The 18,018-nt window shown below is 41.9% G+C and carries 18 protein-coding genes and 2 pseudogenes; 8 read left to right on the forward strand and 12 right to left on the reverse strand.

Annotated elements, in window-relative coordinates; all coding sequences use genetic code 11:
• Positions 1–97 precede the first annotated feature (97 nt).
• From rplL to dprA, 8 genes are all read right to left on the reverse strand, one after another.
• Positions 98–466 carry a 50S ribosomal protein L7/L12 gene (rplL, locus tag DPV92_RS08055; RefSeq protein ID WP_111354416.1) on the reverse strand — a complete coding sequence of 123 codons (369 nt, stop codon included), beginning with the start codon at positions 464–466 and terminating at the stop codon, positions 98–100.
• Positions 467–520: 54 nt separating this feature from the next.
• A complete protein-coding gene (rplJ, locus tag DPV92_RS08060) occupies positions 521–1,015 on the reverse strand; it encodes a 50S ribosomal protein L10 (RefSeq protein ID WP_005705978.1) in 495 nt (164 codons plus the stop codon).
• Between the two features lie 347 nt (positions 1,016–1,362).
• A complete protein-coding gene (locus tag DPV92_RS08065; protein ID WP_111354417.1) occupies positions 1,363–3,030 on the reverse strand; it encodes an anaerobic C4-dicarboxylate transporter in 1,668 nt (555 codons plus the stop codon).
• 212 nt (positions 3,031–3,242) lie between these two features.
• Positions 3,243–3,932: a 50S ribosomal protein L1 gene (rplA, locus tag DPV92_RS08070; RefSeq protein ID WP_111354418.1), complete on the reverse strand. Its 690-nt coding sequence runs from the start codon at positions 3,930–3,932 to the stop codon at positions 3,243–3,245.
• A gap of 4 nt (positions 3,933–3,936) precedes the next feature.
• Positions 3,937–4,365: a 50S ribosomal protein L11 gene (gene rplK, locus DPV92_RS08075; RefSeq protein WP_111354419.1), complete on the reverse strand. Its 429-nt coding sequence runs from the start codon at positions 4,363–4,365 to the stop codon at positions 3,937–3,939.
• 199 nt (positions 4,366–4,564) lie between these two features.
• Positions 4,565–5,134 (reverse strand): transcription termination/antitermination protein NusG, encoded by a 570-nt coding sequence (gene nusG / locus DPV92_RS08080; RefSeq protein ID WP_111354420.1) that lies wholly within the window; start codon positions 5,132–5,134, stop codon positions 4,565–4,567.
• 11 nt (positions 5,135–5,145) lie between these two features.
• Positions 5,146–5,553, reverse strand: a complete 408-nt coding sequence (gene secE / locus DPV92_RS08085) for a preprotein translocase subunit SecE (RefSeq protein ID WP_111354421.1) — start codon at positions 5,551–5,553, stop codon at positions 5,146–5,148.
• 118 nt (positions 5,554–5,671) lie between these two features.
• A complete protein-coding gene (gene dprA / locus DPV92_RS08090; RefSeq protein ID WP_111354422.1) occupies positions 5,672–6,817 on the reverse strand; it encodes a DNA-processing protein DprA in 1,146 nt (381 codons plus the stop codon).
• A gap of 102 nt (positions 6,818–6,919) precedes the next feature.
• Here dprA and def point away from each other — a divergent pair, with 102 nt between their 5' ends.
• Positions 6,920–7,432, forward strand: coding sequence for a peptide deformylase (def, locus tag DPV92_RS08095; RefSeq protein WP_111354423.1), 513 nt, complete (start codon positions 6,920–6,922; stop codon positions 7,430–7,432).
• Positions 7,433–7,844: 412 nt separating this feature from the next.
• A complete protein-coding gene (gene rfaD, locus DPV92_RS08100) occupies positions 7,845–8,771 on the forward strand; it encodes an ADP-glyceromanno-heptose 6-epimerase (protein WP_111354424.1) in 927 nt (308 codons plus the stop codon).
• On the opposite strand, the pseudogene DPV92_RS08105 reads toward rfaD, so the two are convergent.
• Positions 8,768–8,866, reverse strand: a pseudogene (locus DPV92_RS08105) (L-ribulose-5-phosphate 3-epimerase); the annotation flags it as partial. The gene rfaD and the pseudogene DPV92_RS08105 overlap by 4 nt on opposite strands.
• Before the next feature lie 66 nt (positions 8,867–8,932).
• Positions 8,933–9,679 (reverse strand): HTH-type transcriptional regulator UlaR, encoded by a 747-nt coding sequence (gene ulaR, locus DPV92_RS08110; RefSeq protein WP_111354425.1) that lies wholly within the window; start codon positions 9,677–9,679, stop codon positions 8,933–8,935.
• A gap of 763 nt (positions 9,680–10,442) precedes the next feature.
• Between ulaR and DPV92_RS08115 the strand changes: the two genes are divergently transcribed.
• The 4 genes and pseudogenes from DPV92_RS08115 to DPV92_RS08125 all read left to right on the forward strand — a co-directional run bounded on the left by DPV92_RS08115 (position 10,443) and on the right by DPV92_RS08125 (position 14,087).
• Entirely contained in the window at positions 10,443–12,227 is a 1,785-nt protein-coding gene (locus DPV92_RS08115) for a PTS ascorbate-specific subunit IIBC (RefSeq protein WP_111354426.1), read from the forward strand.
• 78 nt (positions 12,228–12,305) lie between these two features.
• Positions 12,306–12,773, forward strand: coding sequence for a PTS sugar transporter subunit IIA (locus DPV92_RS08120; protein WP_111354427.1), 468 nt, complete (start codon positions 12,306–12,308; stop codon positions 12,771–12,773).
• Positions 12,774–12,779: 6 nt separating this feature from the next.
• Positions 12,780–12,917: pseudogene (locus DPV92_RS10080) on the forward strand (orotidine 5'-phosphate decarboxylase / HUMPS family protein); the annotation flags it as partial.
• Between the two features lie 201 nt (positions 12,918–13,118).
• Positions 13,119–14,087, forward strand: coding sequence for a hypothetical protein (locus tag DPV92_RS08125; RefSeq protein ID WP_111354428.1), 969 nt, complete (start codon positions 13,119–13,121; stop codon positions 14,085–14,087).
• Positions 14,088–14,141: 54 nt separating this feature from the next.
• Here DPV92_RS08125 and prmA read toward each other — a convergent pair whose 3' ends face one another.
• Entirely contained in the window at positions 14,142–15,023 is an 882-nt protein-coding gene (prmA, locus tag DPV92_RS08130; protein WP_111354429.1) for a 50S ribosomal protein L11 methyltransferase, read from the reverse strand.
• Positions 15,024–15,233: 210 nt separating this feature from the next.
• On the opposite strand from prmA, the gene azlC reads away from it, so the two are divergent.
• Both azlC and DPV92_RS08140 read left to right on the forward strand, forming a co-directional pair.
• Positions 15,234–15,986, forward strand: coding sequence for an azaleucine resistance protein AzlC (gene azlC, locus DPV92_RS08135; protein WP_111354430.1), 753 nt, complete (start codon positions 15,234–15,236; stop codon positions 15,984–15,986).
• Positions 15,983–16,315 carry a branched-chain amino acid transporter permease gene (locus tag DPV92_RS08140; RefSeq protein WP_111354431.1) on the forward strand — a complete coding sequence of 111 codons (333 nt, stop codon included), beginning with the start codon at positions 15,983–15,985 and terminating at the stop codon, positions 16,313–16,315. Before azlC ends, DPV92_RS08140 begins: the two co-directional genes overlap by 4 nt.
• A gap of 64 nt (positions 16,316–16,379) precedes the next feature.
• On the opposite strand, the gene tldD is transcribed toward DPV92_RS08140, so the two are convergent.
• The gene (tldD, locus tag DPV92_RS08145) at positions 16,380–17,840 is read right to left on the reverse strand and encodes a metalloprotease TldD (protein WP_111354432.1); all 1,461 of its coding nucleotides are present in this window, start codon (positions 17,838–17,840) and stop codon (positions 16,380–16,382) included.
• Positions 17,841–18,018: the final 178 nt, after the last annotated feature.

The following is an 18,018-nucleotide window of genomic DNA, read 5'->3' on the forward strand; positions in this document are numbered from 1 at the left end:
ATCACGCTAGCTTTACAACATATGAAAAGAAAAAGCCAACGGCATAACCATTGGCTTTCTCTTGAACCTGAAGATAGGTTAAAAGTTAAAATCAAAATTATTTGATTTCTACTTGTGCACCAGCTTCTTCTAATTCTTTTTTAAGAGCTTCAGCTTCTGCTTTAGAGATACCTTCTTTTAAGTTAGCTGGAGCAGATTCTACTAAGTCTTTAGCTTCTTTTAAGCCTAAACCAGTTGCACCACGTACTGCTTTGATTACAGCAACTTTGTTTGCACCTGCGTTAGTAAGAACTACGTCGAATTCAGTTTTTTCTTCTGCCGCTGCTGCACCTGCTGCTGGAGCTGCTGCTACTGCTGCCGCTGCTGAAACACCAAATTTTTCTTCCATCGCTGCGATTAATTCAACGATTTCTGATACTGATTTAGAAGCGATAGCTTCAATGATTTGTTCGTTAGTTAATGACATAACAATCAATTCCTAAAGTAAATAAGTTAAACGATTTGAGAAAACGGCGGAAAATTAAGCCGCTTCTGCTTGTAATTTGTCGCGTAATGCCGCAAGAGTGCGAGCAAGTTTGCCTGCCGCAGCTTCTTTCATTGTGCCCATTAAACGTGCAATTGCTTCTTCGTAAGTTGGTAATGTTGCTAAGAATTCAACATCTTGTGTTTTACCTTCAAAGGCTGCACCTTTAATTTCGAACTCTTTGTTTGCTTTTGCAAACTCAGTGAACAAACGTGCTGCTGCACCTGGGTGTTCGTTAGAGAAAGCAATAAGAGTTGGACCAGTAAACGCATCTTTTAAGCATTCGAATTCAGTGCCTTCTACCGCACGACGTAATAAAGTATTACGTACTACGCGCATAGTTACACCTGCTTCACGTGCATTTTTACGTAACTCAGTCATTTTCTCAACTGTTACGCCACGAGAATCCGCAACAACAGCTGAAAGGGCACCTTTGGCAGCTTCATTTACTTCAGCAACAATTGCTTGTTTGTCTTGAAGATTTAATGCCATTGGTTTTAGCTCCTGATACACTCTGCTATTTTCATAGTCAGAATTACAAAAAACCTCAAAAATTTTACCGCTTACGCGTTTCTTCTTGAGCCTAAGGTGTCCAGAAGCAGAGAAATTCTGTCTGTTCACCATCTATGTAGGATAATTAAGTGCTAAGCACTCCTACAGTCTTCGATGGGGCTTGATGAGGCAAGCACCATCAGTTTTCACACGATTCCCGTGCAAAATGAGAGCAGAATTATAGACTGCCCTTGTTTATTTGTAAAGCAATAATCTAAAAAATGATCACAAGAACATCAAAAAACGCCACGCTGGATTTCACGTGGCGTATGAAAATGCTTATCTATTTATAGATAACCATAAATACCTGCAAAAAGGTAACCAAATACACAAGCGGTAAATACCCCGATTAACCCTGGCAATATAAAGCTATGGTTAATCACAAATTTACCGATATGTGTTGTGCCTGAACGGTCGAATTGAATTGCTGCTAAGTCACTTGGATAAGTAGGTAAAATATAATAGCCGTAACACGCACTCGCAAACGCTAAAATAACACCAGGTTCAACGCCTATATTTAACGCAAGTGGAACAAACGCCACCAACGCCGCTGCTTGCGAGTTTACAAATTTAGAAATCAATAACAACATTACCGCATAAGTCCAAGGATGAGCACGTACGATATCACCTAATGCAGATTTCATCATTGGCGTATGCACCGCAAACATCGTTTCCGCCATCCAAGAGATACCAAACACCGCAACAAGGGCAATCATACCTGAACGGAAAATCTCATTTTTACTGATTTTACCGGCATCAGTTTTTGTGAAAATCACAATCAACGCACCTGCAAGCAACATAAAGATTTGAATCACGTGAACCATACCAAGTGGTGTTTTTTTCTTCACTGTATCTTTCAACACAATCATCGCATTATCGATAGATTCGACTTTCTCGCCTGCAGTAATCACCACTTTGCCCTCTTCAGACACCACAGTTTGCGTCACATTGCCTTTAGCATCCAAAATCTGAACGTTATCAAAAGTGGTTTTCGTGCTGGCTTTGTTATCTTTCACATCAAGCAATACCGCACCATCTTTCGCTTGAGCAACAATTTTGCCCTCTTTCACGTTAATGGTTTGCACCGCTTTATTATCCACCATTACTTCCACAATTTGAGCAGGTGAGCTTTTTTCGAATGATGGACGTAAATCTTTGAAGTAACCTAAAAGTGCCACCACAAAAATCGCTCCGAAGAAAATCCACATCGCATTCCAGCTAGATTGCGGTAATTTTTTATCTAAAAGTGAAGCACTGTCGCCATACACATATTTTTTGAATTCTGGATCTTTAATTTTCGCTTGGAATTCTGGGTCTTTATCTAAATCTTTACCACGGAACCAGCTGAAAATACCAATCGCTAACACCCCACATAAAGTTGAAGGCACGGTGATTTTTAATAAATCTAAGTAACCATCAAAGCCTGCAAGCGGAGTTTTAGAGTTCACTAAGAACGCAGTTAAAGTAACTACCGCCACAGACACAGGCGAAGCAATAATCCCCAATTGAGATGCGATAGAACTTGCCGCCATCGGACGCTCTGGACGAATATCGTTTTTAATCGCGATGTCGTAAATAATTGGCAACATAGTATAAACCACGTGCCCTGTACCGCAAAGAATGGTTAATGTACAAGTCACAAACGGGGCAAAAATACTCACGTATTTAGGGTTTTTACGCAGTAATTTTTCCGCAATTTGCAACATCACATCCAAACCACCACTGGCTTGTAAGGTTGCAGAAGTTACCACCACAGCAAGAATAGTGAGCATTACATCAATCGCTGGTTTACCTGGTTCAATACCAAAACCAAACACCAACACGATTAAACCAATCCCACCGAGCATCCCTAGTGCAATACCACCTTTTTTCGCCCCGTAGAACAAACAGATCAACACAATTACAAGTTGAATTGCAAACTGCGTTCCTTCCCCTAAGTTCATCAAAAAATCCATAGATACCTCTATCTAGTTACAAATAAAAACGGAGCAAGTTTAACATAAACTTCTCATAAAATTTGTGATCAAACTCAAACTATTTATTTAGGATCAAACTTCTTACCAATTTTGAGAATTTTTTAACCGCTTGAAGAAGTCAAAAACAAAAAACCGTACAGGATTTCTCCCATACGGTTTTCTAAAATCAAACTAGTGATTTAAACTAGCAATTATAATGAAGCTTGATCAACAGCAACACCAGCACCCATTGTAGTAGAGATGCTTACTTTCTTGATGAACACACCTTTTGCTGTCGTTGGTTTTGCTTTAGTTAAAGCAGCCAATAATGCTTGAAGGTTTTCTTTTAATTGCTCTTCAGAGAAGTTCGCTTTACCGATTGTAGTGTGGATGATACCGTTTTTGTCGTTGCGGTAGCGAATCTGACCAGATTTCGCGTTTTTAACTGCTTCAGCAACGTTTGGAGTTACAGTACCTACTTTTGGGTTTGGCATTAAGCCACGTGGGCCTAATACTTGACCTAATTGACCTACAACACGCATTGCATCTGGTGAAGCGATAACAACGTCAAAGTTCATTTCGCCTTTTTTCACTTGCTCTGCAAGGTCTTCCATACCCACTAAATCTGCACCTGCTGCTTTCGCTGCTTCTGCGTTCGCACCTTGTGTGAACACTGCAACGCGTGCTGTACGACCAGTACCATGTGGTAACACAGTTGCACCACGTACGTTTTGATCTGATTTACGAGGATCGATACCTAGGTTTACTGCAACATCAACGCTTTCTACGAATTTAGCTGTCGCGAATTGTTTTAATACTGCGATTGCTTCGTTGATTTCGTACGCTTTAGTAGAATCTACGCCAGCTTGGATTGCTTTCATTTTTTTGGTCAATTTAGCCATCGTATTATTCCTCCACCACTAAGCCCATTGAACGAGCAGTACCAGCGATTGATTTCATTTTCGTTTCGATAGTCGCACCAGTCATATCTGCTGCTTTAGTTTCAGCGATTTGACGGATTTGCTCTAAAGTTACTTTACCCACTTTATCTTTGTTCGGTTTACCAGAACCAGATTTGATGCCAGCTGCTTTTTTCAATAATACTGCTGCTGGTGGAGTTTTAGTAACGAAAGTGAATGAACGGTCAGCGTAAACTGTGATAACAACAGGAATTGGTAAACCTTTTTCTAAGCTCTCAGTACGAGCGTTGAATGCTTTACAGAATTCCATGATGTTCACACCTTGTTGACCTAATGCAGGACCAACTGGTGGTGATGGGTTAGCCATACCCGCTGCAACTTGCAACTTAACGTATGCTTGGACTTTTTTTGCCATTTTTAAGTTTCCTCTAAGTGGGTGATAACGCAAGTTTAACTTGCTCCCCTATGATAAAAAGCACGATGTGCTACACAAAAATACGAGCCATATAAAATGGCTCGTAATTGACGGTAAATTTTACCGAAATTATGATCGTTTTTCAAGCGGTTTTCGCTTTTTACAAATTTCTAATAAATTCCCACCGCTAAATAATCTATTACCCGTGTTGTTTCTCAACTTGGTTAAATTCAAGCTCAACAGGGGTTGCACGACCGAAGATTGATACAGACACTTTAATACGTCCTTTTTCGTAATCTACTTCTTCCACTGTACCAGTAAAGTCTGCGAATGGACCTTCCGTAACACGTACGCTTTCGCCTGGGAAGTATTCGTTACGATGACGTGGTTTTTCTGCCGTTTCTTGTACTCGGTTAAGAATGCGGTCTGCTTCTTTTCTTGAAATTGGTGCTGGTTTATCTGCGGTACCGCCAATAAAACCCATCACACGTGGCACGCTACGAACTAACTGCCAAGTGTAATCGTTCATTTCCATTTCCACTAATACATAACCAGGGAAGAATTTACGTTCCGTTTTACGGCGTTTGCCACCTACATTTTCGATAATTTCTTCAGTTGGCACTAACACTTCACCAAACTGTTCTTCCATTTTGTGTAATTTAATGTATTCACGTAAGGTTACCGCAACACGATTTTCAAATCCTGAAAATGCTTGGAGTACATACCAACGTTTTTTACTTACTTCTGTTGTTGTTTCTACTTCACTCATTTTGCTTAGCCTTATAGATTAGTAATGAAATTAATTAATGCCACAATAATAGTATCAAAGCCCCATAATACGAGGGAAACCACGATACACATTGCGATCACGATAAGCGTAGTTTGCGTTGCCTCTGGGCGAGTTGGCCAAATAATTTTGCGTAATTCGGTGCGTGATTCTTTCGCAAAACCAATCGCTTTTTGACCTTGGTTAGTCATTGCTGCAACTGCAACTGCACCAATCACTAACACCACTAATAATAACAGGCGAACAACCAGTGCAAAGTGTGAGGCAAGATAAGTATTACCAATCGCCGCCACCGCTAAAAGCACAATCGCCACAATCCATAATGTCGTATTTAAGCCCTTGCTTTTTACCCCTGATTTTTCAATCTGTTCAGGAGCTTTTGTTTTTTTCTCAGTAGCCATATGAACCCTAAAATTTGTGTAGAAAATAGACGTCTAATTTTTCAAGCGAGAGATTGTAGCATTTTTCTTAATTTTTAACACGATATTTTGCAAAAAATATGTATGCTTTCTGAAAATATCAAGCACGCACATAACCGCCGTTTACCGACTTGACCACTCCCAACAATTCCAAGTTTAAGAGTTCAACCAACAACATCGATACCTCCATCTCCACCGCCTTGGCAATATCATCAATCGCTATCGGCTCAAGGCTAATCTGTTCGAAAATCTGCTGCTGACAAGCGGTCATTTCTGGCAAAGTCTTTGCAACTGGCACAGCAGCTGACTTTGCAAAACGTGGGGCGGAATCTACCGCTTGCGTTTCATGCTCAAACAGTTCGGCTTGCACAGGTTCTTTTTGCAGCTGATATTGCACCGCTTGCAAAATATCCTCGATGCTTTCTGTGAGTAACGCACCTTCTTTAATCAGCTTATGACAGCCTGCAGAATAAGGATTTTGTGCCGCATTCGGCAAGGCAAACACCTCTCGCCCTTGTTCTAAAGCATAGCGGGCGGTAATCAACGAGCCACTGTTGATGGTTGCTTCCACCACCAGCGTGCCTAGCGAAAGCCCGCTAATAATTCGATTTCTTCGTGGAAAATTCTCGGCAATCGGTGGCTGGTTAGGAAAAAATTCCGAAACCAATGCCCCGCCTATGTCGATAATTTGTTCGGCTAATTTTTTGTGGCGAGCAGGGTAAATTTGTGCCAAACCAGAACCTAACACGGCAATCGTGATGCCATTTTCCGCCACCGCACGTTGATGACAAAATCCATCAATGCCAATTGCCAGCCCACTTGTCACCGCCAAGCCATTTTTGACTAATTCCGAGGCAAAATAGCCCGCCCAGTATTCTCCATAATGGGAAAAATCGCGGCTGCCCACCATCGCAATTTGCGGTAAACTCAAGCTCTCCACCGAACCTTTCACGAATAGCACAGGCGGCGCGGTGCTAATTTGGCGCAGCAAAAAAGGATAATCGGCATCAAACAGGGTCAGAATGCGGTTGCCTTCTTGTTCCGCCCACGCTAATGCGGCGTGAATCCACGTCTGATCGGGTTGAAACCAACGTTGAATTTGCTTTTCGTTCCAACCGATTTGGCGAAGTTGCTGTTTGTCGAATTGGCAAAATTGGTCAAAGTCGATTTCCGCCAACAAACGGGCGATTTTTTGTGCACCAATTTGTGGCACTTGCAATAATTTGAGCAGAGAAACTACACGCATTCCGAAATAAAGCCTAGAAAAAAGGGAAAATTTCCCTAATCATAAGAAAAAGGCTAAAATAGCCAACTAAATCTTTTAAAATTTTCGAGCGAGATCACAAAAATGGCAGTATTAGAGGTTGTTTTATATCCAGACGAGCGACTTGCAACGGTGTGCGAACCCGTGACAAAAGTCGATGCAGAATTAAACCAATTTATCGACGATATGTTTGAGACGATGTACGAACACGAAGGTATCGGGCTTGCCGCACCGCAAGTAGGCGTGTTAAATCGTGTAATTACCATTGACATTGAAGGCGATAAAACCAACCAAGTGGTGTTAATCAACCCAGAAATTTTGGAAAGCGAAGGCGAAACGGGCATCGAGGAAGGCTGTTTGTCTATTCCAGGGCATCGTGCGTTAGTGCGACGCAAAGAAAAAGTGAAAGTCAAAGCGTTAAACCGTCAAGGTGAAGAGATGATTTACGAGGCAGATGGCTTGTTTGCGATTTGTATCCAGCACGAAATCGACCACCTCAACGGTGTGCTGTTCGTGGATCACATTTCCGCCCTCAAACGCCAACGTATTAAAGAAAAAATGCAAAAGCTGAAAAAGCAAATTGCGAGAGCGAAGTAAGTTTTTTGAGACAATTCCTAAGCTTGTCGAAGGATAAGTCGAAAATGGAAAGCAAATCAGCAACAAATTTTAACCGTTCTGCTGTTGAAATTTTAGGCGTAAATAAAAACCACCATTTAGGTGGTTTTTTTCGGCACTAAAAAGTTAAGATTTCGAAGGCTTTAATCCATCAACATCTTGCAAAAACCAATTGTGCTCAGCCATAGACACTCTTCTCTTTTTTCTGGCATCAATGTGTCAGATATATTCTTCAAAAGGATCTTTAGCCATAAAATAAAAGATAAAAATGAGAGATTAATACGTTTTCATTTTACTTTTTTCAGTTTCAAGCGGTCAATTTTCAGCAAAAATTTGCAAATCCGCCTTGTTCCACCGATAATATCTGCAATTTTAATCAGCATAAGGAAAACCTATGATTATCGTAACAGGCGGCTTTGGTATGATTGGCAGCAACATCGTCAAAGCCCTAAATGAAATCGGACGAAAAGATATTTTAGTGGTGGACAACCTCAAAAACGGGGAAAAATTCATCAATTTAGTGGATTTAGATATCGCAGATTATTGCGATAAAGAAGATTTCATCGCCTCAATTATCGCGGGCGACGATTTTGGTGACATTGATGCGGTATTCCATGAAGGAGCTTGTTCAGCTACTACCGAATGGGACGGCAAATACTTAATGCACAACAACTACGAATACTCCAAAGAGTTGTTGCATTTCTGTTTAGATCGCCAAATTCCCTTCTTCTACGCTTCAAGTGCGGCAACCTACGGTGGTCGTTCAGATAACTTTATCGAAAAACGTGAATTTGAAGGTCCATTAAATGCGTATGGCTACTCAAAGTTCTTATTTGATGAATATGTTCGCAGAATCTTGCCTGAAGCAGATTCTCCTGTATGTGGTTTCAAATACTTCAACGTTTACGGTCCACGCGAACAGCACAAAGGTTCAATGGCAAGCGTGGCTTTTCACCTCAACAATCAAATGTTGAAAGGCGAAAATCCAAAACTTTTTGAAGGTTCGGAAGAGTTTTTACGCGATTTCGTTTATGTAGAAGATGTGGCGAAAGTGAACATCTGGGCGTGGAAAAATGGCATTTCAGGCATTTACAACCTTGGCACAGGCAAAGCGGAATCATTCAAAGCGGTTGCGGAAGCGGTGATTAAATTCCACGGTAAAGGCGAAATTGAAACTATTCCGTTCCCAGACCACTTAAAATCACGCTACCAAACCTTCACCCAAGCAGACTTAACCGCTTTGCGTGCAGCTGGCTATAAAGGCGAATTTAAGTCTGTAGCGGAAGGCACGGCGGCTTATATGGCTTGGTTGAATCGATAATCAAGGCCACAAGCTTTGGCGATGGAAAGTCTGTCTTGCCAAGAAATGTTTTTTGGCAAGGCTTTTTCGTAGATACCGAGTTTGTGTTTTCTCATGAGTGCCTCTTGAGTGAAATGGTATAGGAGCAAATTCTTTGCAAAAGAAAATTAAAATCCAACCTCTTACACCAACACCACTTCCAGCCCGTTCTCTCTTAAGGCTTGAATTATCGCTGGATCCGCCTCTCTGCCTGTAATCAGCAAGTCAATTTCATTCAAATCGCTAAACAGCATCCCAACCTGTTTGCCGAGCTTAGCACTATCGACTAACGCGATAAACTTGTGTGCCTTGCGAGCGAAAGCCTGTTCGGAGTTGGCTAAAATCATATCGGTTTTATATAAGCCTTCAGGGGTAAAACCTTTCCCGCTGGTGAACATGACATCTGCAAAATAGTTGTTTTCGTGCTGATTATTTAATGAGAGCGTCACACGTTTATTCTTATTATATTGGCCGCCTATAATCACAATATTTTCGTGATTATGTTCAATCAAATAATTCGCAAGCGGTAGAAAATTCGTGATAATTTGCAAATGTTTACCGCACAGATGATTGCCGAGTAGTTGCATCGTCGAACCTGCGGTTAAAATTACGCTTGCACCATCAAAACAATATTTACTTGCGGCTTCGGCAATCCGTTGTTTCTCGCTGATGTTATTGATTTTATTCGAGAAAAATTGGGTAAAGTCTGTTTCAATGGCTTCCGCCCCATTACGCACTTTGCGTAATTTGCCTTGCTCGTGTAGTTTGCTAATATCGCGACGAGCAGTAGCGGGCGATACGCCTAATAAATCGATAATTTCGTTGGTGGAAAGTATTTTTTTCTCGTCCAGTAACGAAAGTAGTTGTTTGTGTCTATAGGTTTCGTTCATTGGCAATCCTTTTGTTGTGGTGTTTAATCAATGAACTGTAACTTTACTTTTGCCTATACTTTCCTCCCTCCATTTACGGAGAGAATGAATTGAGGTAAGGAATATTTTTACAATATTGATTTAAACTGAATATTTAACGCTTGTTAGAAACTATCATTGAAACCGTGTAGGTGGTGATTTTACTGTGTTTAACAAATAGGATTGAAAGAATCCAACTTTCGTAAGTGATTTCATTAACGTTAGCCATAGTGTGCTCATCTCTGTATTCAATTACAGAAAAATTCAATCATTTTGAATCATAAATAGTCACAAAATTTTGTAAAATGCTTTTTGTGGATTTTGTGATCTAATTCTCATTTTTAATGTATTCAGACGAAACGAGATTCTATCTGCTTGGACTTGAAAAAAAGGAAGGTTCGTTATATATTGAGAAATAAAAAGGTGGTAAAGCTTGCACCACTACCTTTTATTTTTAAATAAGTTTATCTGGCTCGTGCTTCAGATTGACTTAATAATTATCTTATTATAAAAGTAATAGTTTATTGAACATTGTGACTTTTTATTTTCTTCATTTGCAAAAAATCGCTTATATCCTACCGCTTGAAAAATAAAATGTGTCCAACTCTAAAAATAATCAAAAATAATCTTTATTTATCAAAACAAGGTAGTTGTTATGCAGCCATTACATCTATTTTGCTGAATGATACTCTCACTCAACAGCGTCTTTTTGACATAATTTGATTTTAAAATAAAAGGTTCTTTTATGGAAATGCTTAGTGATATTCTGGTCTTTTTAAAAGATCAGGTGTTAAATAAAGCACCTTTCTTACTTGGTATTGTTGCCTGCTTGGGCTATATTCTGCTTAAAAAAGATGCCACCACTATTATTAAAGGCACCATTAAAACCATTGTAGGTTTTATGCTTGTGCAAGCAGGTTCAGGTTTCTTAGTCACTAACTTCAAACCTGTGATTGAAGGTTTATCGAAATTCCACCACTTAACTGGTGCGGTGATTGACCCATACACTAGCATGCAAGCGACCATTCAAACCATGGCAGATAGCTACGCTTGGGTGGGGTATGCAGTAATCGGTGCATTGTTGCTTAACATCTTATTAGTGGTGTTCAGAAAATTCACTGGTATTCGTACCATTATGCTGACAGGACACATTATGTTCCAACAAACGGGTTTGGTGGCGGTGTTCTATATGATCATCGGTGCATCAATGTGGGAAACGGTGATTTATACCTCGGTGTTAATGGCGCTCTATTGGGGTATCTCTTCTAACATTATGTATAAAGCTACGCAAGCTGTTACTGGCGGGGCGGGTTTCTCAATCGGTCACCAACAACAAATCGCTTCTTGGATTGCAACCAAACTTGCACCAAAACTTGGTGATAAAAACGACTCTGTTGACCATATGAAATTACCGAAATGGTTACACATTTTCCACGATAGTATCTCAGCAACAGCTCTCGTGATGACCATTTTCTTCGGTATCATTCTTCTCTCGTTCGGTTTAGATAACTTGCAACAAATGGCGGGCAAAACCCACTGGTCTATGTACATCCTTGAAATGGGCTTGAAATTCGCGGTAGCGATTCAAATCATCGTAACGGGTGTGCGTATGTTCGTGGCGGAATTGTCTGAAGCTTTCAAAGGTATCTCTGAACGCTTAATTCCAAACTCAGTACTCGCAATTGACTGCGCGGCAATTTACGCATTCTCACCAAATGCGATGGTATTCGGCTTCATGTGGGGTGCCATCGGTCAATTCATTGCGGTTGGCGTGTTACTTGGCTTTAGCTCACCAATCTTAATTATCCCAGGCTTTATCCCAATGTTCTTCTCAAACGCTACCATCGGTGTATTTGCGAACCAATTCGGTGGCTGGAAAGCAGTAATGAAAATCTGTTTTGTGATGGGTATGATTGAAGTGTTCGGCTCTGCGTGGGTAATCCAAATACTTGCCAGCCAAGGTACCACTTTCAACGGATGGATGGGTATGGCTGACTGGGCGCTATTCTTCCCACCAATCATACAAGGTATCATCAGTGTACCAGGTTTCTTCTTCGTGATTATTGCCCTTACGTTAGTTTATATGTTCTTTGCCTCACGCCAATTACGCGCTGAAGAAGCAGAAGCGAAAGCCAAAGGCTTAACTCTTGAACAATTAGATGGCTACGGCTTAGACCAAGCACAAGCAGAGACAGAACAAGCGGTCGAAAAAGTGGAAACTGCTGCAAATGTTGATGCAAAACCAGTGCGCATTCTTACAGTGTGCGGTTCAGGCCAAGGCTCATCAATGATGATGAAAATGAAAGTTAAACAATACCTTGATAAACGAGGCATTCCAAACGTAATGGACTCTTGTGCCGTGACCGACCATAAAGGTAAAGTATCAGGCGTGGACATCATCGTTTGCTCAAAACACTTACAAGATGAAATCGTCCAAGAAGGTCGCGTCTCTGTGCTAGGCGTACAAAATATGCTTAACCCGAACACCTTCGGCGAAGAACTCTTGGCGTTGATTAAAAAATATCAATAAATCCTACGGCGTTCTGTAGGGATGCATTTATGCGTAACCTAGGGCGAAAGCCCTAGGATTAAACAAAAAGGACACTCTATGTTAAAAGAATCCCTCATTGAAAATCACTCCATCGCCCTCAACCAAACTGCTACTTCTTGGCAAGAGGCCATTAAAATCGGCACAGACTTACTCGTTAAAGCGGGCACCATCGAACCGCGCTACTACGACCATATCATCGGCAACATCGAAAAAATGGGGCCTTACATCATTCTTGCCCCAGGCTTAGCCATGCCACATGCTCGCCCAGAAGAAGGCGTGATCAAAACCTCTTTTGCATTGGTCACATTAAAAGAGCCAGTGACTTTTGAAGGCGAAGACGAACCCGTGAGCGTATTTATCATCCTCGCAGGTAGCGATTCTGACCGTCATATGGAAGGCTTAATGGAAATTACCCAAGTGCTTGACGACGAAGAGAGTGAAACAGGTGTGAACCTTGATAAAGTCCTCACCTGCAAAACCGTAGAAGACGTGTATGCGATGATTGACCAGGCGTTGAATGCATAACAATTCATAGGGTGCGACTTAAAAACTACCGATAGCGGTGCGATTTTAGCCAAACTGGCATTCAAAGCAGGTGCAGACTGACTCACCGTTTCTTCAGCAGCTCACCCAGCGACTAAAGCGGCTTGTAAAAAAGTAGCGGAAGACATCAAGCTAATGTTAGTGAACGCAAACGGTAAAAAGCCATCCGTGCGGAAATTGATAAATACTGGGCATAATTGCTTTCCCCAAGCGGTTGATTTTGCAAAACTTTTTGCATATTAGACCGCTTTTTGTCTTAATCCTTTTGAACCTTGCTCTATTTTGGATTATTATTTTGACTATCATATCTAATAAAGAGTATTCACAATGAACAAACTCAACTACCTTATTCCAACCCTTATTGCGGCAACAAGCCTTTCTGCCTATGCCGAACAAAGTAATGCAGAAGAAACCGAAAACACTTGGGCAGATCAACAACATAAAACAGTTAAACAATCGCTTCACAGTTGGTCAAATAATATTAACGATTGGTTAGGCGAAACTGACCAGAGCAAACCTGCCTCAGCAAGCTTACGCGTAATGATGGATATGGAGTGGAACCGCTACAGCCGCTTTACTTACAAACCTCGTGTGCGCGGTAAAATTAAATTACCTGTATTGAAAAAACATTTGAGCGTCGTCTTCGGGGACGAGGATATTGAGAACCAATCCCGCGATAAAAACCGTGTTGGGAAAAACTACGAAAATTTAGAACGGAATCGCAACTATGATGCTCGCCAAGCCAGAAATGACAATGCATCAATGGCTTTACGTTGGTCAAATGCCGCAAAAGAATTTGGTGTGAAAACAGATTTTGATGTGGGTTTACGCTCAATGGGAGATATATTTGGACGTTTGCGAATCAGCAAAAAACAGGAATGGACAGAAAATTTCAGCACGCGTCTCGAACAAATTTATCGTTATGGCTCACGTAGTCGCCACTATTTACGAACTAACTTGGAAAACCGTTATATTGATAGCGACAGCACCTTTATTATGAACCATACTTTCTTGCAATATACACATAATAAGGAAGAAGAAACGGGCTGGGGCAATAGCCTTTACCGTCAACATACTTTTTCCGGTTTTAAAACCCTTAGTTATGGCATATTTACTGGTGGGCGATTCGATAAAGACCGCTCAAAATTTAATACTTGGGGGCCTTTTGTTACCTATCGTCAACCAATTTTAAGAAAATGGCTCTTTATTCAACCTGAAATTAGTCTTTATAATGATAAAGATAATAATCGGGGGCACTATTTCAACGGGTTTATGCGTTTGGAAGCAGTGTTTTAAAACAGCAAGCAGTGAAATTAGCAAAATAAAATGCAAATTTCACCGCTGATTTTATTATTTCTTTACACCCGTAATGCGGCACCACTCTTCTTTTTCCACCACAGGATCGAGGTTAAAATCATGAGCATACGCTTCGCAGACCGATTCGGCTTGCGAGGCTAAAATACCCGATAAACCTAAATCCCCTTGCGGTTTCACCAATGTGATGATATTCGGTGCTAACTCCTTCAGTGGCCCCGCCAAAATGTTCGCTACCACCACATCGACTTGTAAATCTGCTGGCTGATCTTTAGCTAAGAACAACTCTAGGCGATCCGCCACACCATTCGCTTCAGCATTATTGGTCGAAGCTAAAACCGCTTGCGGATCGATATCGATACCAATCGCACGTTTCGCCCCCAATTTTAAGGCTGCGATGGCTAAGATACCTGAACCACAACCGAAATCGATCACGGTTTTGCCTTCTAAATCTAAGCTGTCTAACCATTGCAAGCAGAGTGCTGTGGTCGGGTGCGTACCTGTGCCGAACGCCAAGCCTGGGTCTAACATCACATTCACCGCATTTGGATCTGGCACTTCACGCCAACTTGGGCAGATCCACAAACGTTTGCCGAATTGCATCGGGTGGAAGTTATCCATCCACTCACGTTCCCAATCTTTGTCTTCAATTTGCTCGATTTTGTGTGCGAAATCTGGTTCAACCAAACGGCTGATAATCAACGCCTCGACAATCACACTCATATCGGTTTCTGCATCGAATAAACCAACCACATCGGTATTGCCCCACAAGCGTGTTTCTCCTGGAAGCGGTTCAAAAATTGGGGTATCTTGGCTATCCATAAAGGTGACCGACACCGCTCCAATTTCGGTTAAAAAATCGCTGATTTGCTCAGCTTGTTTATCTGTACTATTTAAACGAATTTGTACCCACGCCATTTTGTGTTCCTTAAGATGAGAAAGGAAAATTTTGCCTCGTCTTTTATCCCTCTTTCTCCACAAGGAGAGAGAGTTCCTGAAGCATTTATATCCATTAATAATAAAATGCTTATATTATAATGGACTTTCTGCCTAAACGATACGAACACATTACACCCAAAACCATTTTCGTGTATCATATTTCACTTCATTTTCACTCCAAAAAATCTTATGCAATCTACAACTCTTGAACTTTCTCGTGGCGAACGCATAAAAGCTGCCGCAAAAGCAGCACTGCCTTATAGTGCTCCGATGATCGCAGGTTTTCTCTTTCTAGGCATCGCCTACGGCATTTATATGAAAGCCCTCGGTTTCGGCGTGCTGTATCCAATGCTGATGGCATTACTTATTTACGCAGGCTCAATCGAATTTATCGCTGCTGGAGCGTTGGTTGCACCCTTTTCGCCGTTAAGCGTTTTTCTGATCGCTTTGATGGTGAGTGGTCGCCAAATTTTTTACGCCATTTCAATGCTGGAAAAATACGGTGCACATCTTGGCAAAAAACGGTGGTATTTGATTAGCGGGCTGGTCGATGAATCCTTCTCGCTCAACTATATGGCACAAATCCCCGCAGGCATCGACAAAGGCTGGTATATGTTCTTCGTGACTTTCTACTTGCATTTATATTGGGTGATTGGTGCAACACTCGGTAACCTGTTCGGCGGCATGTTGCCTGTAAATTTAGCAGGCGTAGAATTTGCGATGACCGCCCTTTTCTTGGTCATTTTTGCGGAAAATTGGCTGAAAGAAAAATCGCACGAAAGCTCATTGCTCGGATTAGGCATTGCGTTTGTGTCGCTGATTGTAGTCGGGAAAGAACATTTCTTAATCCCAACATTGATTGGTATTTGGGTAATTTTAACCCTACGCCGCTCACAGTTGGCAAGAAAACTTGAGACCGTTAAATTGGAGGAAAGCAAATGACCGTTACCGAACACATCATTACTATCGGGCTTTGCGTTTTAGCGGTGCAAATCACCCGCTTGGTGCCGTTTTGGATCTTCCCTGCCAACCGCCCAATTCCCGAATATATCCGCTACCTCGGCAAAGTGCTGCCTGCTGCAATGTTTGGAATGTTGGTGATTTACTGCTACAAAAACATTGATATTTTCTCAGGATACCTTGGCTTGCCCGACTTTATCGCAGGAGCATTAGTGTTGGCATTGCATTTTTGGAAAAAGAATATGTTTCTTTCCATTTCCGTCGGCACGCTGTTTTATATGGTGTTAGTGCAGCAGGTGTTTGTTGCATAGAGTAGTATCCTATAGGGAACATTTATGCATAACCTAGGGCGAAAGCCCTAGGCATACAAACATTCTATCCCCTTCCCCCCACGGTAATCTTGTCTAACTTCACCGTTGGTTGTCCGACACCCACTGGCACGCTTTGCCCTTCTTTGCCGCAAGTACCTATGCCTGGGTCGATTTCCATTTTTTTGCCAACCATTGAAACTTGTTGCATCGCATCAATCCCGCTACCGATTAAAGTTGCACCTGTTACAGGTTTAGTGATTTTACCTTTCTCAATTAAGTAAGCTTCTGCGGTGGAGAACACAAATTTGCCTGAGGTAATGTCCACTTGTCCGCCGCTGAAATGCGGGGCGTAGATGCCGTATTCTACCGATTCAATCATCTCTTCAAACTCATGGTTACCTTCGGTAAGGTAAGTATTCGTCATTCGTGGCATTGGCAAGTGGGCGTAAGATTCACGTCTGCCGTTGCCTGTTGGTGCCACGCCCATTAAGCGGGCATTGAGCTTATCTTGCAAGTAGCCTTTCAAGATGCCGTTTTCGATCAACACATTACGTTGAGAAGGCACGCCTTCATCATCAACCGTCATTGAACCGCGGGCATTCTGGATTGTACCGTCATCGACAATAGTACAAAGCGGTGAAGTCACTAACTCACCAATTTTGCCTGTAAACAATGAAGATTCTTTACGGTTAAAATCGCCTTCCAGTCCGTGTCCAACCGCTTCGTGGAGTAAAATTCCTGGCCAACCCGCACCGAGTACAATCGGCATTGTTCCCGCAGGAGCAGGCATTGCACCCAGGTTCACTAACGCCATTCGTACCGCTTCTTTCGCTAAATATTCCGCACGGTTGTAGCCAACCATTTCGCCGTTGATGATGTGTGGCTCTAAGAAGAAATTTAAGCCATAGCGACCGCCCATACCTGATGAGCCACGTTCACGCTTGCCATTTTCCTCCACCAATACCGATACTGACAAACGCACCAGCGGGCGAATATCTGCCGCCAACGTGCCATCAGTTGCAGCGACTAACATCTCTTCATAAATCGCCGATACATTCGCATTCACTTGCACCACTCGAGGATCTTCGGCACGAGCCACTTTATCAACTAAATGCAGTAAGTCCACTTTCTGCTCACGGCTTAAAGTTTCAAGCGGATTGATCGCTGCATAACGCTGACAAGCGGTCGCTTCTTTGAAATTTTTTACCAAACATTGACCGCTTTCGTTGCTGATAGAACGTGCCGCTTCAGCACATTGCTTTAGCTGACTCAAGCCGATTTGGTCAGCATAGGCAAAGCCCGTTTTCTCACCCGACACGGCACGCACGCCAAAGCCACGGTCGATATAAAAGCCACCTTCTTTGATGATGGAATCCTCCAACGCCCAACTTTCATCTTGACTGAGTTGGAAATAGAGATCCGCATAGTCAATTTGACGGCTAGAGAAGTGATCTAATACTTGAGAAAGGTGTGAAAGCTCCACGCCACTTGGGGCAAGTAGGCTTTCTGAGACTTGTTTTAACATAGGGGGTCCTGATTATTTTCCCTCTCCCCTTGTGGGAGAGAGTTAATCTTAGTAAATAAAATTTTGCGAATTTTAGCATAAATTCGACCGCTTGATGGGGTAATTTCCGCTGGCCACATTCAAAAACAAAGCGGTCGAAATCTGCAAAATTTTTGCAAATCTCGACCGCTTGTAAAAG

The sequence above is a fragment of the Pseudohaemophilus paraphrohaemolyticus genome, from assembly GCF_003253115.1.
Lineage (GTDB): Bacteria > Pseudomonadota > Gammaproteobacteria > Enterobacterales > Pasteurellaceae > Haemophilus_A > Haemophilus_A paraphrohaemolyticus_A.